We start from the raw sequence: 15,055 nt of genomic DNA, 5'->3' as shown, positions 1-15,055 counted from the left end.
GAGGTCGCGGACCGCAAAAGGGGCGGCGGCGGCCGGACCGTTCGGGTCTCCAGCCTCACAGGAAAAGTATCTCGACGTCAAGAGACTTCATATCGAGAGACTCCATATCAAGAGACTTCATGTCGACACAACCACTACACTGATCGTCATGGAGGACGAGGTCGATCGGCTGGTCGCTGCGTGGCGCCGGGAGCGCCCGGACCTCGACGTGGAACCGCTCGAGGTGCTCAGCCGGGTGAGCAGGCTGGCCCGGCATCTGGACCGTGCGCGTCGGCTGGCGTTCGCCGAGCACAGCCTGGAGCCCTGGGAGTTCGACGTCCTGACGGCGCTGCGGCGCGCGGGATCCCCGTATCAGCTCTCCCCCGGACAGCTCCTCACCCAGACGCTCGTCACCTCGGGCACGATGACGAACCGCATCGACCGCCTGACCAAGAAGGGTCTGGTGGAGCGACTCCCGGACCCGAGCGACCGCAGGGGCGTGCTCGTCCGTCTCACGGACGAGGGCTGCGACCGTGCCGACCAGGCGCTGGCCGGTCTGCTCGACCAGGAGCGGGCCATCCTCGCCGAGCTGAGCAGGGCGCAGCGCGGTGAACTGGCCGGACTGCTACGCCAGTTGACCGCCCCGTTCGACAACATCCCCGGTTAGGTCGACGGGTCCTACCCCGGCGCGCCTGGCCAGGGCCACGGCGGCGAGGGTGGAGTGCACACCGAGCTTCCCGAGCACGTTCTGCATGTGTGTGCGGACGGTGTGGGGGGAGAGGAAGAGGCGCTCCGCCACCGCCTTGCGCCCGAGCCCCGCGACCATGCACCGCAGCACCTCGCGCTCCCGGGGCGTCAGCGACTCGACGAGCCGCTCGCTCTCGGTCCGGTGCTTGCGCGCGGCGGTGAGCTCCCGGAGCACCCCGGTGAGCAGGGCGGGCGGCAGATGGGTCTCGTCGCGCAGCACCCCCCGTATGACGGTGAGCAGCCGCGACAGCGAGCAGTCCTTGGCGACCCACCCCGAGGCCCCGGCCTGCAGGGCGAGCGCGGCGCGGCGCGGATCGTCCTTCTCGGCCAGGACGACGGTCCGTACGCTCGGCTGGCCGGAGCGCACCCCGGCGACGAGCGAGATGCCGTCCACCAGACCGTCCTCGTTGCTCTCCTGGACGGGCACCGCCGGACGCATGCCGGGCAGATTGCCGCCCAGGTCCGCGTCGACGAGCAGCACGTCGAAGCGACGGCCCTCCGCCGCCGCGCGCTCGAGGCAGCGCAGCGCGGCGGGACCGCTGCCCGCGGCGGACACGTCGACGTCGGGCTCGGCCGCGAGAGCCGCGGCGAGCGACTCGGCGAAGATGCGATGGTCGTCGACGACCAGTACTCGGATGCGAACCACAGAAACCCCCACTGTCGGGGGACGGTCCGTACGGGTACGGCGCCCGAGGTGATCCCGAGCCTGATTACGACCCGGAAACCGAGGTGCCGCCGCCGCACGGCCGCCGCCGTGCTGGAAGTGGTACCCCCACTTCGGGCGTCGTACCCGACTGTCTCGCCCCCTGATCAGCACCGGCCCCCACCGGCACTGTTCATCAGGGTACGGCCGGGGGCCGGGAGCGGAAGGCAATTTGCAGAACTGGTTGGCCAGCACGTTTATGGTGAGCCGTATGTTTCGTATCGAGACAGGAGACGACAAAGACCGTCGGGATCTGCTCCGCAGACGACTGCTGGACACGAACACGGCGGCGTCCCCGGTGCTGCGCGCGCTGCGCGGAACCCCCGGTGAACGTGAACTTCCGCTCCACGTCTGGGCCCTGGACGAGGGCGGCGCCCTGGCCGGCGGTCTGGTGGGGCACACCTGGACGACCTGGCTGCACGTCACGTACCTGTGGGTCGACGGCCGCATCCGGGGCACGGGCCTCGGCAGCCGCCTCCTGGCGGAGGCCGAGCGCGTCGCGCGCGAGAAACGGGGCTGTCACGCCGCCCGCCTGGAGACCTGGGACTTCCAGGCCCCGGACTTCTACCGGAAACAGGGCTACGAGGTGGTCTCCGTGATCCCCGACTACCCCCCGGGCATCACGGAGTACACCTTGACGAAGCGCTGGTGAGCCGACCCCTCGGGCGAGGGTCTCAGCCCCTCCGGCGTTTGAGGAGCGGGGGTTCGGGGGCGGAGCCCCCGAGTACGGGACGGGAAGGGGCGGAGGGGGCGAAAGAAGCCGTGGTCAGTCGAGGCGCCGGGCCCCGGCTGAAGGGACCGCCGGGAACACCCGGGGTGCCGTGAATCCGGCCGCTGCGAAAGCCTCCAAGACGGCCTTGGTGACGCTGTCCACGTCGGTGGACTCCACCAGCACGACGGCGGAGCCCCCGAAGCCCCCGCCCGTCATACGGGCCCCCAACGCACCGGCGGCGTTCGCCGAGAAGACCGCGAGGTCCAGCTCGGCGCAGGAGATCCGCAGATCGTCGCGCAGCGAGACATGACCGTCCGTCAGGATGGGCCCGATGGCACGGACATCGCCCGCGTCCAGCAGGGCGATGACCAGGTCGACCCGGTGGTCGTCGGAGACGACATGGCGGACGTAGCGGCGGACGCGTTCGTCGGAGAGGCGGGCGAGGGCCGCGTCGAGGCCGTCGTACGCGACATCGCGCAGATGGGACACGCCGAGCTGCCGCGCCCCCTCCTCACAGCCCGCGCGCCGCTCGGCGTACGCCCCGTCCCCGAGCGCGTGCTTCACCCGGGTGTCGACGACGAGGAGTTCGAGTCCCTGGGAGGCGAGGTCGAAGGGGACCTGGCGGATCGACAGGTCACGGCAGTCGAGGTGCAGGGCGTGGCCCTCGGTGCAGCACGCCGAGGCCGTCTGGTCCATGACCCCGCACGGCACGCCGACGAAGTCGTTCTCGGCACGCTGGGCGAGCAGGGCCAGCTCCGGGCGGGTGAGCCCGAGTCCGTAGAGGTCGTCGAGGGCGAGGGCCGTGACGACCTCCAGGGCCGCCGAGGAGGACAGCCCGGCGCCGGTGGGGACCGTGGAGGCCAGGTGGATGTCCGCGCCGCCGACGGCGTGGCCCGCCTCGCGCAGCGCCCACACCACACCCGCCGGGTAGGCGGCCCAGCCGGTGTCCGACCGGGGCACCAGTTCGTCGACGCGCAGTTCGACGACCGGTCCGTCGATGTCGGCCGAGTGCAGCCGCAGCACCCCGTCGGAACGGCGGGACACCGCCGCGACCGCCGTGTGCGGCAGCGCGAGCGGCATCACGAACCCCTCGTTGAAGTCCGTGTACTCGCCGATCAGGTTGACCCGGCCCGGTGCCGCCCAGACGCCCTCGGGCGCGGCACCGTACAGCTCCTCGAAGCCCTCACGTACCCCCACCTGATCCACTGCTACCCCTTCGCTACGTTCTGTGCGAACTCCCACGCGTCCGCGACGATGCCCGCGAGATCCGCGCGGGACGGGTTCCAGCCGAGTCGCTTGCGGGCGGTCTCGGCCGAGGCGACCAGGACCGCCGGGTCCCCGCCGCGGCGCGGTGCCACGACCTCGGGGATCGGGTGCCCGGTCACCTGGCGCACCGTTTCGATGACCTCGCGGACGGAGAAGCCGTTGCCGTTGCCGAGGTTGCAGATCAGGTGCTCGCCCGGGGTGGCGGCCTCGACCGCGAGCAGGTGCGCCTCGGCGAGGTCCGCGACATGGATGTAGTCGCGGACACAGGTGCCGTCCGGCGTCGGGTAGTCGTCGCCGAAGACGGAGATCGCGTCGCGGCGGCCCTGCGCGACCTGGAGGACCAGCGGGATGAGGTGCGACTCGGGGTCGTGCCGCTCGCCGCTCTCGCCGTACGCGCCGGCCACGTTGAAGTACCGCAGGGAGACGGCGCCGAGCCCGTGGGCGGCGGCCTCGCCGGTGATCATGTGGTCGACGGCGAGCTTGGAGGCGCCGTAGGGGTTGGTGGGCCGGGTCGGCGCGGACTCGACGATCGGGGTGGTCTCGGGCTCGCCGTAGGTCGCGGCCGTGGAGGAGAAGACGAGCTTGCGCACGCCCGCCTCGCGCATCGCGGCGAGCAGCGCCATGGTGCCGCCGACGTTGTTGTCCCAGTACTTCTCGGGCTTCACCACGGACTCGCCGACCTGCGAGAACGCGGCGAAGTGCAGGACGGCGTCGTACGAGGGGTCCAGCCACTTGGCGGCGTCTCGGATGTCGCCCTCGATGAAGGCGGCACCGGCGGGCACGCCCTCGCGGAATCCCGTCGAGAGGTTGTCGAGGACGGTGACCTCGTGGCCCGCCTCGATCAGGTGGCGCGCGACCACGCTGCCCACATAGCCCGCTCCACCCGTGACCAGATACTTCCCACTCATGAACTCGCTACCTCTCGCAGTCGCTGAGCCGCGGATTCCGGCGGCACGTCGTTGATGAACACGTTCATGCCGGACTCGGAACCCGCGAGGAACTTCAGCTTGCCGGAAGTGCGGCGAATGGTGAAAAGCTCGAGGTGGAGCGCGAAGTCGTCCCGGTTGACGCCTTCGAACTCCTCCAGGGGGCCGAAGGGAGCCTGGTGCCAGGCCGCGATGTACGGCGTCTGCGGCTCGCCCGCCCCTTCCGTCTCTTCCTTCCCTTCCTTCCCTTCCTTCCCACCGTCCGGTCCGCCGAAGATCCGGTCGAAGCGCCTCAAGAGTTCCAGATAGACCTGGGGGAACTCTGTGCGCGCGTCCTCGTCGAGGCCGAGCAGGTCCGGCACACGGCGGCGCGGGTAGAGGTGGACCTCGTACGGCCAGTGGGCGGCGTACGGGACGAAGGCGACCCAGTGCTCGCCCGACAGGACGACGCGCGAGCCGTCCGCCAGCTCACGGGCGACGACCTCGTCGAACAGGTTCTCCCCGCCGGTCGCCTCCTTGTGCGCGGCGAGCGAGCGCAACATCAGTGCGGTACGGGGGGTGGTGAAGGGGTAGCCGTAGATCTGCCCGTGCGGGTGACCGAGTGTCACACCGATCTCGGCGCCACGGTTCTCGAAGCAGAAGACCTGTTCCACGGAGGGCAGATGCGAAAGTTCGGCGGTGCGGTCCGTCCACGCCTCCAGGACGAGGCCGGCCTGCGCCTCCGTCAGATCCGCGAAGGAGGCGTCGTGGTCGGAGGTGAAACAGACGACCTCGCAGCGGCCGGAGTCACCGGCCAGCGAGGGGAAGCGGTTCTCGAACACCACGACGTCGTACGAGGAGTCGGGGATCTCGCTCAGCCGGTCGCCGGAGGAGGGGCACAGCGGGCACTCGTTCGCCGGGGGGTGGTAGATGCGCCCCTGCCGGTGCGAGGCGATCGCCACCGAGTCGCCGAGCAGCGGGTCGCGGCGCACCTCCGAGGTGGTGACGGTCGGGTCGAGCGGGCGCCGGTCCACCGCGTCGCGGACCTTGTCGTCGACCGCGTCGTAATAGATGAGCTCACGACCGTCGGCGAGCCGGGTCGAGGTCTTCTTCACAGTCGGACTCCCCATCCACACCCGATCAAACCTTCAAACATAACCGAACACAACAAACCACAAGCCACCACCACAGTCAACGTCACAATCAAACAAAGGACACCACCGGAAGGGCATGCCTCCTGAAGGCGGAGGAATAGGTTCCGGTCCGATAGGTTCATGCGACGAAGTGAGTTGTGATGCAGTCCCCCACATATCCGCCCCAACCGGGCACCCTGCTCGCCGTCGAGCTGCGGCTCCCCACAAACGCACTCGACTACACAATCCTCGGCATCTACTTCGTGGTCGTGCTGGGCATCGGCTTCGCGGCCCGCCGCTCGGTGAAGACGAGCCTCGACTTCTTCCTGTCCGGGCGCTCCCTGCCCGCCTGGATCACCGGCCTGGCCTTCATCTCGGCCAACCTGGGCGCCACCGAGATCCTCGGCATGGCCGCCAACAGCGCCCAGTACGGCGTCTACACCGTGCACTGGTACTGGATCGGCGCCATCCCGGCGATGGTCTTCCTCGGCCTGGTGATGATGCCGTTCTACTACGGCTCCAAGGTCCGCTCGGTGCCCGAGTTCCTGTTGCTGCGTTTCGACAAATGGGCGCACCTGCTGAGTTCGATCCTGTTCGCCTTCGCCGCCGTCCTCATCGCCGGCGTCAACCTGTACTCACTCGCGATCGTGGTCGAGGCCCTGCTCGGCTGGCCGCAGTGGGTGGCGATCGTGGTCGCCGGCTTCTTCGTCCTCGCCTACATCACGCTCGGCGGTCTCTCCTCCGCGATCTACAACGAGGTGCTCCAGTTCTTCGTGATCCTGGCGGCGCTGATCCCGATCACCGTGCTCGGCCTGAACCGGGTGGGCGGCTGGGGCGGTCTGACGGACTCCCTCGACAAGACCCACGGCGCCGACTTCACGACGGCCTGGGGCGGCACGGGCATCGGCAGCGCCAACCCGCTCGGCGCCAACTGGCTGACCATCGTGCTCGGTCTCGGCTTCGTGCTGTCCTTCGGCTACTGGACGACGAACTTCGCCGAGGTGCAGCGCGCGCTGTCGGCCAAGAACCTCTCCGCGGCCCAGCGGACCCCGCTCATCGCGGCCTACCCGAAGATCTTCATCGTCTTCCTGGTGATGATCCCGGGTCTGGTGGCGGCCGTCCTGGTCCCGAAGATCGGCACGAGCGGTTCGGGTCTCCAGTACAACGACGCGATCCCGTACCTGATGCAGGAGTTGCTGCCGAACGGTGTCCTCGGCATCGCGGTGACCGGTCTGCTGGCCGCCTTCATGGCGGGCATGGCGGCCAACGTCTCGTCCTTCAACACGGTGTTCACCACGGACATCTGGGGGAAGTACGTGGTGACGGACCGCGAGGACTCCTACTACGTCCGCTTCGGCCGTCTGATCACGGTCGTCGGCGTCCTGGCGTCGATCGGCACGGCCTTCCTGGCCTCGTCCTTCTCCAACATCATGAGCTACCTCCAGACGCTCTTCTCCTTCTTCAACGTGCCGATGTTCGCGGTCTTCATCGTCGGGATGTTCTGGAAGCGGGCGTCGGTGAAGTCGGGCTTCTGGGGTCTGCTGGCCGGCACGACGGCCGCGATGGTGAACTACTTCGTCCTCTACAAGCAGGACATCATCGGCTTCCCCTCCGACCAGGGCGCCAACTTCGTCTCCGCGATCATCGCCTTCGTGGCCGGTGGCGTGGTCATGGTGGGTGTCTCGATCTTCACCGCCCCCAAGTCCGCGGAGGAGTTGCGGGGCCTGGTCTACGGCACGGTGTCCCCCGGCATGGCCGAGCCGCCGGCCGCCGGAGACGACGCCTGGTACCGCAGGCCCGCCCTGCTGGGCTGGGGCGCGCTGATCCTGGCGGCCGCCTGCTACATCCCGTTCTCGTTCTCGTTCTGACGAGTTCCGACCGGTTCCGACGAGGGAGAATCAAGAAACCATGTCCGACTATTCGGAACACGACGCCCAGCGCGATGTCTCGGAACTCGAGAAGCAGTCCGCGACCGCCGCTCGGCTGTTCGACATCCGCCGCATCATCGGCGGCCTGTTCGTGCTCTACGGCGTCATCGTCACCATCGCCGGCATCACGGCCTCCGACGCCGACCTCGCCAAGGCGGGCGGCATCAACATCAACCTCTGGACCGGCCTCGGCATGCTGGCCCTCGGCCTGTTCTTCCTGGCGTGGCTGTGGCTGCGGCCGTTGGCACCGCCGGTGCCGGAGGTACCGGCCGAGAACGAGGGTCCGCTGAAGTAACACCCTTACAGAGGGCCGGGGTTCACTCAGAGGACTCCGGCCCTTGGCGGCCGCTCGGGCTACTCGGGCTGCTCGGGGGTGAACAGGCCCTCCGCGTCGGCCACGTGGACGGCCCGTTCCGACCAGGCCTTGAGCTGGTCCAGGTCGGAACACGCCTGTACGCGAAGCCGGACGGAACCGGACACCTCGATGCCGCGCAACTCCAGGATCCTCAGGATCATCTCGATGCGATCTTCGATGCGCCCTTCGACACGTCCTTCATCCCTCAGCTGATCAGCAACCGGATTCTGGAAGAAGTAGTTCACCGGAGCCATCAGGTCCCTCCAAATCTCCTTCGCCCGGGAATCCACCAGGCGCCCCGACGTGATCAACGACCTACGCCGCGGCCAGGTCACACCACACGTACTTGCCGATGTCCCCGCCCTGGCGCAGCGGATGCCAGCCCCAGTCGTCGGCGCAGGCCCGGACCAGGACGAGACCCCGGCCCGCCTCCGCGTCGGAGGTCGCCGCCGGGTCGTACGGCGGTGGCACCGGGCTCGCGTCCCACGCGCCGATCCGCAGCACCCCGCCCCGCCAGTGCAGCCGCAGGGCCGCCGGCCCCTTCGTATGCCGTACGGCGTTGGAGACCAGCTCCGCCGCCAGCAGCTCGGCGACGTCCACGAGACGGATCAGGCCATGCAGGGTCAGGATCAGACGGACGGTGCGGCGGCAGACCGTGACCGCGCGGACGTCCTGCGGGATGTGGAGGGCGTAGTTCCAGGGTTCGGTTTCGGGCATGCGTGAACTCCGGTTCAGGTGTGGGGAGTCGAGAGTTCGCCTCGGTCGCGGGCGGTGGCAGTGTCACAGCCGTCACGGCAGGACGGAGTGGTGCGCTTCCGGGGTCCCGGGTACCGCAGCGTGTGCGTCGCATCACTGACGGTATGGGTAAAATTTGGGCCCGCGCAAGCCGCTGCCGTAATCTTCCCCTCGAAGGAGTCACTGCCCCATGCCAGTTGGGGCGAGGGAGGAAGCCATGCCGCGCAGACGGCAGCCGACCGCACGCCAGGAGCGCCTGGGCATCGAACTGCGGAAACTGCGTGAGGCCGCAGGACTCAAGGCGCGCGAGGCTGCCGCACTGGTCGGGTCCGACTCCGCCCAGATGAGCCAGATGGAGTCCGGCATCGCGGGGGTGAGCGAAGAGCGGGTACGCAGTCTCGCCGCTCACTACTCCTGCGCGGACGAGGAGTTGGTCGAGGCACTGGCGGCGATGGCCACCGATCGGACCCGAGGCTGGTGGGAGCAGTACCGGGGCCTGCTGCCCACGCCTTTCCTAGACCTCGCCGAGCTGGAGCACCATGCCGCATACCGGCTCGATGTGGAGTTCCTGCACGTCCCCGGCCTCTTCCAGACGGAGGACTACGCACGCGCCGTCTTCTCGTACCGAGTCCCCGAACTACCCTTCAGCGAGCTTGAGTTGCGCGTCCGCCACCGAATGGAACGCAAGGCGGTCATCGTGGACCCCGCCCCCACCCCGTACGACGTGGTGATCCATGAGGCGGCCCTGCGCATCAGGGTCGGCGACCGGGCAGAGGCTCGGACCCAGCTCGCCCGCATTCTGGAATTCTCCGAAGCGGACCACATCACCGTGCGCGTCATCCCGTTCGAGCTCGACGGCTTCGCTGGAGCCACGAACGCGATGATGTACGTGGGCGGTGCCGTACCCAAGCTGGACACAGCCGTACGCGACGCACCTCAGGGTGCGGGCTTCATCGACTCTGAGGCCCAACTCGGCACCTTTCGAACGCTCTTCCATATGGTGGAGGCTGTATCCCTCGAACCCACACGCTCGCGCGACTTCATCCACCAGCTGACGAAGGAACTGTGAGGCCCGCCGTGACCACCCCCGACAACTGGCAGAAGTCGTCCTTCTCGGGAAGCGGCGACGGCAACAACTGCGTCGAACTCGCCGCCACCCCTCGCACCATCCACCTCCGCGAGAGCGACGCCCCCGCGACCCGTCTCTCGACCGCCCCCGGACCCCTCGCCCAACTCCTGCACCACATAAAGTCCGGCGGACTCGGCGCACCCGCGGTCTGAGCGGCGGAGTCGCGGCTGATCACGCCTCCGGTGGCGACCGGGCCGCCCGGTCGCCGCTGATCCGATCTGCGCGGAGAATGGGTACTCGGCGAGGTGGCGATGATGCCGACGTGGCGATTGCGGGACTTCCGCGACGACGATCTCGACCGTGCCATCCAGATCTGGGACCAGGACCGGCAGAGGGACGACGCGCCTCCCGTGTTCCCGGTGTCCGAGGTCATGGCCGCCGCCCGGACCGGCGGGCCCGCGGTGGTCGCGGTCGTCGGCGACGACCTGGTGGGCATGGCCGTGGCGCAGGCCCAGGGCGACCGGGCCTGGATCACGCTGGTGGCGCTCGCGGGGAACTGGCGCAGCCGTGGCATCGGGAGCGCCCTGATCGCCGAGCTGGAACGGCGGCTGCGCGAGCGGGGGATCCGCCGGATCGGCGCGCTGCTCGCCCCGGAGGCCACCGGCACCGCGGCCCTGGAGAACTCCGGCTACCGGACCCGTGAGGGGCTGGTCTTCTACGAGAAGGTCGAACATCTCGGCGCGAGCGACGCCGGTCTCCTCGCCGAGCTCGGCGGGCGGGTCCAGCCCCAGGGACTCTGGGATTCCCTCGCCGGGATGGAACGGGAGAAGGAAGCCATCGAGCGGCGGATCGTGCTGCCGCTGGCCGAGCCCGCGCTGGCCGACCGGTACGGGGTGAGGCCGCCGAAGGCGGTCATCCTCTTCGGCCCGCCGGGCACCGGCAAGACCAGCTTCGCCAGGGCCGTCGCCTCCCGGCTGGAGTGGCCGTTCGTGGAACTCTTCCCCTCCCGGCTCGCCGCGGGAGACGGGAGCCTGGCCACCTCGCTGCGGGAGACGTTCACCGACCTGGCCGGGCTGGAGACCGTTCTCCTGTTCATCGACGAAGTCGAGGAGATCGCCGGCGTACGGTCCGGCACGGCCGTCGACCCGGGCCACGGAGTCACCAACGAACTGCTCAAGCTGATCCCCGGCTTCCGCGATCACGACGACCGCCTGCTGATCTGCGCCACCAACTCCGTCCGCTCCCTGGATCCGGCGTTCCTGCGCCCCGGCCGGTTCGACTACGTCATCCCGGTCGGGCCCCCCGATCCGTCCGCCAGGGAAGCGATCTGGCGGCGCTACCTCGGCCCCGCCGCCGACGGGGTCGAGGTGCGCCGGCTGGTGGCGGCCAGCGAGATGTTCACCCCCGCCGACATCGAGTTCGCCGCGCTCAAGGGCTCCCAGGCCGCCTTCGAACGCGAAGTCACCGACCGCCGGGGCGCACCGGCCGGCACCGAGGACTACCTCACCGCCATCGCCGACACCCGTCCCTCCCTCACCGCCCAGGCGCTCACCGAGTTCCGGGAGGACATCGAGCACCACGTCCGCATGTGATGCCTGGCTCTCCCACCCGGAGGGGGGAAGCTGACGTCATGACCGACAAACCGACCGTCAGCGTCCTCGGCACCGGAATCATGGGGGCCGGCATGGCCCGCAACCTCGCTCGCGCCGGGCACCGTGTCCGCGTCTGGAACCGCAGCCGCGCCAAGGCCGAGCCACTGGCCGCCGACGGCGCGTACGTCGCGGACACCCCGGAGGAGGCCGTGCGGGGCGCCGATGTCGTCCTGACCATGCTCCACGACGGCCCCGCCGTCCTCGACGTCATGCGCCGGGCGGCACCCGGGCTGGACTCCGGGGCCGTCTGGGTACAGTCCACGACCGCCGGGACCGAGGCACTCGGCGAGCTCGCCGAGTTCGCCCGCGCGCACGGGCTCGTCTTCTTCGACGCGCCCGTCCTCGGAACGCGCGCGCCCGCCGAGTCCGGACAGCTGACGGTGCTCGCCGCCGGTCCGAGCGCGGCCCGGGACACCGTGACGCCCGTCTTCGACGCCGTCGGCGCCCGTACCGTGTGGACCGGCGAGGACGGCTCGGCGGGCAGCGCCACCCGGCTCAAGCTCGTCGCCAACAGCTGGGTCCTCGCCGCCACCGCCGCGACCGGCGAGGCCCTCGCCCTGGCCAAGGGCCTCGGCGTGGACCCGCAGGACTTCTTCGACCTCATCGCCGGCGGCCCGCTCGACATGGGCTATCTGCACGCCAAGGCCGCCCTCGTCCTGGAGGACCGGCTGTCCCCGGCCAGCTTCGCCGTCACCACCGCCGAGAAGGACGCCCGCCTGATCGTGCGGGCGGGGCAGCGGCACGGCGTGCGTCTGGACGTCGCCGAGGCCACCGCCGACCGCCTCGGCCGCGCCGGCGCCCTCGGCCACGGCCACGAGGACATGGCCGCCGCCTACTTCGCGAGCTTCGAGGAGGGGAAGCCCCCCTCCCCGTAGCGCCGTGGACCCGCGGAGCCGCGGAGCCGTAGGCCCCACTGCCCCCGCGAACCCCGTACGTCTCAGAGGGAGTTGTCCAGGCCTCCCTGTTGTGCCGGGATCGGGGCCGCCCGGTCCAGCAGGCCCGTGCGGGCCGCGAGTGCCGCCGCTTCCAGCCTCGACCCCACGCCCAGTTTCATCAGGACCCGCTGGACATGGGTGCGGGCCGTGGACGGCGCGATGCCCATGCCGGCCGCGATGAGCCGGGTGTCCTCGCCGTCGGCGACCCGCACCAGGACCTCCACCTCGCGGGGTGTGAGCATCTGGAGCAGCCGCTGGCCCTCGTCGTCGGGCTGGGCGGCGGGGTTGAGCAGTTCACTGAAGGCGCTCTGCAGCAGTTGCGGGGCCACGGCCGCCTCGCCCGCCCTCGCCTTCATGATCGCGCGCTCGACGCCCTCTATGCGTTCGTCATGGCGTACGTAACCGGAGGCGCCGGCGGCGAACGCGGCGGCGATCCCGCGCGGGTTCGGTACCGGGCCGAGCACCAGGACCGCCACCTGGGGCCGCTCCCGTTTGATCCGCACCACCGGGTCGAAGATCCCCGGCTCGGCGGGTGTCGCCGTACCGATCAGGCACACCTCGGGTGCCCGTGTGATCACCAGCTCCGCCGCCCCCGCGGCGGGCGCCGCCGCGGCGAGCACCCGGTGCCCGCGCAGCTTCAATGCCGAGGCCAACGCCTCGGCGAGCAGTCGGTGGTCGTCGACCACCATGAGCCGCACTCCCATCAGGCAACCCCCCAGTCCCCCCAAGCATCCCCACTGGTTCCCCGTGGATTAGGAGCCCCCCGGCTCTCCATCCCCCGGAAGCTACACGCTTGTTCGACGTTGCGCTTCCCCTACTGGAGAGAAGTGCCCCGGAATATCGAAATCCCTCCCAATAGGGAGGGATGAGGGGTACGTGTGCGGCCCCGCCCCTGAGCAGGGACGGGGCCGCACGCGATGTTTTCGGCCCGAACGAATTAATTCGGAGAACGATCACCGTGTTCTTACGAAGATGATCGCCTTACTTCGTTCCGAAGGCGATCGCCAGGTACGACTTGTCGTCCGCGGAGGTCGGCTTGTCCGCGTAGACCTGGGACATGTACAGCCGGCCGTCGCCGTAGAGGATCTCGGCGTACTCCGGGAGCATGCTGGTCTCCGCGTCGCGCGTCGCCTGGGTCGAGGGGTTCTCCATGAGCACGGTCTCCTTGAAGGAGGTCCCGTCGATCGTGACGATCTGCCCGCCCTTGTCGTACGGCGGCCGCTTGTACGCGAGGACGTTGGTGCCGTCCATGCGCAGCGGGAAGATGTTGTAACCGTCGCCCGCGTCCGCGCGCTGGCCGGTCTGCTTCCCGGTGGCCAGGTCGAACGCGACGATCTCGTTGGTCCGGCTGTAGTCGCCGGTGCCGTCGTGCTCCTCCGTCGGGATGTACAGCTTGTCGTTGCCGACGGCGATCCCGGAGCAGTACTCGATCCTCGTGATGCCGTCGCAGCGGGCCGCGTACGTCTTGCCGGGGGCCGAGATCTTCGACCGCAGCGTGCCGGTCCTGTTGTCGACGGAGAAGAAGTCCGAGATACCGCTGCCGTCACCGGCGGAGTCGCCGACGTCGGCGGCCACCACCAGCGGGTCGGTGGAGACGACGCTGGCGTACTCGATGCCGGGCGACATCTTGTAGTCGGAGATCACCTTCCCGGACTTCGGGTCGAGGGTCTGGATGTGCAGCTGGCGCGTACTGCCGTACTCGCCGCACTTGCGGACCGCGACCAGCTTGGCGCCGCCGCCGTAGCCGGAGTCGTAGCAGCTGTCGCCCGTCTTCGGCGCCCACAGCGGCTTGGCGGTGGAGATGTCGAACGCGCCGCCCCCGCTGGTGCTGCCCGCGGCGACCGTGTTCCCGCTGACCGTCACGTTGTCGAGGCTGATCGGCTCGTCGCCGGACTTGACCGTCCGGGTCCACAGCTTCTTGCCGGCGTCGAGGTCGATGGCGGCGAGCTGGCTGCACCCGTGCGAGGGCTGCGCCTTGGTGGGCATGGCCGGCTCGTAGATGATCGCCGTACGGTCGGCGTCCGTGGTGTGCCGGCTGGCCTGGCACACCGGTCCTGGGAGCTTGATCGTCCAGGTCTTGGCGCCGGAATCCGGGTCGTAGCCGTTGATCTCGGCGACGCCCGTCTTGGCGTACACCTTGTCGGTGAGCCAGGAGCCGACCGTCGTCACGCTCACGATGTCCTTGGCCACCGCCGGCGCGGGGATCTGGAACAGCGGCGTGGAGCTGGTGTTGCCCGGCACCTTCTCCTTGCCGTTGGAGCCGGTGGCGCCGCCGCCCTTGCTGTCACCGCCCTTGCCGCCGGTGCCGCCGCTCGACCCCGCGGAGTTGTTCTTGTCGCCGTTGGCTTTGGAGCGCTGGGAGTACAGGACGCCGCCGCCGACGATCAGCGCGACGGCCACCACGGCCGCCACGATGATGACCACCTGGCTGTTGAACTTCCGCCCGCCACCGCCTCCTTGCGGAGCCTGCGGCTGCATCGGCATGGTCGGGGGCTGCGGGTAGCCGTACGGGCTCTGCTGGCCCGGGGCGCCGTACGGCGGCTGCGGCTGGCCCGGGTAGCCGTAGCCGGGCTGGGCCGGGTAGCCGTAGCCCGGCTGGGCCGGGGGCGCCGTCTGCGGGTAGCCGTACGGCTGCTGCGGCGGGGCAGCGGGCGGAGCGGTGTGCGGGGACGGCGGCGGGGGCGTCTGCGGATAGCCGTAGCCGGGGCCCGGGGCCGGCGGCGGAGGCGTCGGCGCGCCGAAGCCGCCCGGGTCGGGGTCTCCCCCGCTCGAACTCTCCTGAGAGCTCGGGGAAGGGTCCTGCGGCGCGCCGAAGCCCTTCGGGGGCTCGTTCGGCGGTGGCGGGGGCGGCTGGCTCATGACGTGATTACCTCGGAATGCGAAGGGACGGCGGGCCTGTACGCGTGCGGGGCACGACGGAACGGTGGGTGGGCGTC

The 15,055-nt window shown here is 69.9% G+C and carries 16 protein-coding genes; 8 read left to right on the top strand and 8 right to left on the bottom strand.

Features of this window, described 5'->3' with window-relative positions; translation table 11 throughout:
- The first annotated feature begins 148 nt into the window (after nucleotides 1-148).
- Complete coding sequence (locus ACZ6KY_RS31660) at nucleotides 149-646, top strand: MarR family winged helix-turn-helix transcriptional regulator (RefSeq protein ID WP_261703948.1); 498 nt, start codon at nucleotides 149-151, stop codon at nucleotides 644-646.
- On the opposite strand, the gene ACZ6KY_RS31655 is transcribed toward ACZ6KY_RS31660, so the two are convergent.
- Nucleotides 605-1,372: a response regulator transcription factor gene (locus ACZ6KY_RS31655; protein WP_351859695.1), complete on the bottom strand. Its 768-nt coding sequence runs from the start codon at nucleotides 1,370-1,372 to the stop codon at nucleotides 605-607. The two genes, ACZ6KY_RS31660 and ACZ6KY_RS31655, sit on opposite strands and share 42 nt — an antisense overlap.
- 256 nt (nucleotides 1,373-1,628) lie before the next feature.
- On the opposite strand from ACZ6KY_RS31655, the gene ACZ6KY_RS31650 reads away from it, so the two are divergent.
- Nucleotides 1,629-2,081: a GNAT family N-acetyltransferase gene (locus ACZ6KY_RS31650; protein WP_469313745.1), complete on the top strand. Its 453-nt coding sequence runs from the start codon at nucleotides 1,629-1,631 to the stop codon at nucleotides 2,079-2,081.
- 114 nt (nucleotides 2,082-2,195) lie between these two features.
- Here the strand turns inward: ACZ6KY_RS31650 and galK are convergent, their stop codons facing one another.
- Genes galK through galT form a run of 3 tightly spaced genes read right to left on the bottom strand, consistent with a single transcriptional unit; the run spans nucleotide 2,196 to nucleotide 5,427 of the window.
- Complete coding sequence (gene galK, locus ACZ6KY_RS31645; protein ID WP_469313744.1) at nucleotides 2,196-3,338, bottom strand: galactokinase; 1,143 nt, start codon at nucleotides 3,336-3,338, stop codon at nucleotides 2,196-2,198.
- Between the two features lie 11 nt (nucleotides 3,339-3,349).
- A complete protein-coding gene (galE, locus tag ACZ6KY_RS31640; protein ID WP_469313692.1) occupies nucleotides 3,350-4,315 on the bottom strand; it encodes a UDP-glucose 4-epimerase GalE in 966 nt (321 codons plus the stop codon).
- Nucleotides 4,312-5,427: a galactose-1-phosphate uridylyltransferase gene (gene galT, locus ACZ6KY_RS31635; protein WP_469313691.1), complete on the bottom strand. Its 1,116-nt coding sequence runs from the start codon at nucleotides 5,425-5,427 to the stop codon at nucleotides 4,312-4,314. Before galT ends, galE begins: the two co-directional genes overlap by 4 nt.
- A 179-nt stretch (nucleotides 5,428-5,606) precedes the next feature.
- On the opposite strand from galT, the gene ACZ6KY_RS31630 reads away from it, so the two are divergent.
- Nucleotides 5,607-7,313, top strand: coding sequence for a sodium:solute symporter family protein (locus tag ACZ6KY_RS31630; RefSeq protein ID WP_469313690.1), 1,707 nt, complete (start codon nucleotides 5,607-5,609; stop codon nucleotides 7,311-7,313).
- A 40-nt stretch (nucleotides 7,314-7,353) separates the two neighbouring features.
- Nucleotides 7,354-7,668 carry a hypothetical protein gene (locus ACZ6KY_RS31625; RefSeq protein WP_469313689.1) on the top strand — a complete coding sequence of 105 codons (315 nt, stop codon included), beginning with the start codon at nucleotides 7,354-7,356 and terminating at the stop codon, nucleotides 7,666-7,668.
- Between the two features lie 59 nt (nucleotides 7,669-7,727).
- Here the strand turns inward: ACZ6KY_RS31625 and ACZ6KY_RS31620 are convergent, their stop codons facing one another.
- Together ACZ6KY_RS31620 and ACZ6KY_RS31615 are read right to left on the bottom strand one after the other, a co-directional pair.
- Complete coding sequence (locus ACZ6KY_RS31620) at nucleotides 7,728-7,982, bottom strand: hypothetical protein (protein WP_469313688.1); 255 nt, start codon at nucleotides 7,980-7,982, stop codon at nucleotides 7,728-7,730.
- A gap of 61 nt (nucleotides 7,983-8,043) precedes the next feature.
- Entirely contained in the window at nucleotides 8,044-8,445 is a 402-nt protein-coding gene (locus ACZ6KY_RS31615) for an ATP-binding protein (RefSeq protein ID WP_469313687.1), read from the bottom strand.
- A 235-nt stretch (nucleotides 8,446-8,680) separates the two neighbouring features.
- On the opposite strand from ACZ6KY_RS31615, the gene ACZ6KY_RS31610 reads away from it, so the two are divergent.
- The 4 genes from ACZ6KY_RS31610 to ACZ6KY_RS31595 all read left to right on the top strand — a co-directional run bounded on the left by ACZ6KY_RS31610 (nucleotide 8,681) and on the right by ACZ6KY_RS31595 (nucleotide 12,059).
- A complete protein-coding gene (locus ACZ6KY_RS31610; RefSeq protein WP_469313686.1) occupies nucleotides 8,681-9,532 on the top strand; it encodes a helix-turn-helix domain-containing protein in 852 nt (283 codons plus the stop codon).
- Nucleotides 9,533-9,540: 8 nt separating this feature from the next.
- Nucleotides 9,541-9,744, top strand: coding sequence for a DUF397 domain-containing protein (locus tag ACZ6KY_RS31605; protein WP_469313685.1), 204 nt, complete (start codon nucleotides 9,541-9,543; stop codon nucleotides 9,742-9,744).
- A 102-nt stretch (nucleotides 9,745-9,846) separates the two neighbouring features.
- Nucleotides 9,847-11,124, top strand: a complete 1,278-nt coding sequence (locus ACZ6KY_RS31600; protein ID WP_469313684.1) for an ATP-binding protein — start codon at nucleotides 9,847-9,849, stop codon at nucleotides 11,122-11,124.
- A 38-nt stretch (nucleotides 11,125-11,162) separates the two neighbouring features.
- Nucleotides 11,163-12,059, top strand: a complete 897-nt coding sequence (locus tag ACZ6KY_RS31595; protein ID WP_469313683.1) for an NAD(P)-dependent oxidoreductase — start codon at nucleotides 11,163-11,165, stop codon at nucleotides 12,057-12,059.
- Between the two features lie 62 nt (nucleotides 12,060-12,121).
- Here ACZ6KY_RS31595 and ACZ6KY_RS31590 read toward each other — a convergent pair whose 3' ends face one another.
- Together ACZ6KY_RS31590 and ACZ6KY_RS31585 are read right to left on the bottom strand one after the other, a co-directional pair.
- Nucleotides 12,122-12,823, bottom strand: coding sequence for a helix-turn-helix transcriptional regulator (locus tag ACZ6KY_RS31590; RefSeq protein ID WP_469313682.1), 702 nt, complete (start codon nucleotides 12,821-12,823; stop codon nucleotides 12,122-12,124).
- Nucleotides 12,824-13,100: 277 nt separating this feature from the next.
- A complete protein-coding gene (locus ACZ6KY_RS31585) occupies nucleotides 13,101-14,978 on the bottom strand; it encodes an outer membrane protein assembly factor BamB family protein (protein ID WP_469313681.1) in 1,878 nt (625 codons plus the stop codon).
- Nucleotides 14,979-15,055 lie beyond the last annotated feature (77 nt).

The organism is Streptomyces sp. NPDC042002, from assembly GCF_055588305.1.
This window is presented reverse-complemented; position numbering and strand designations above follow the sequence as displayed.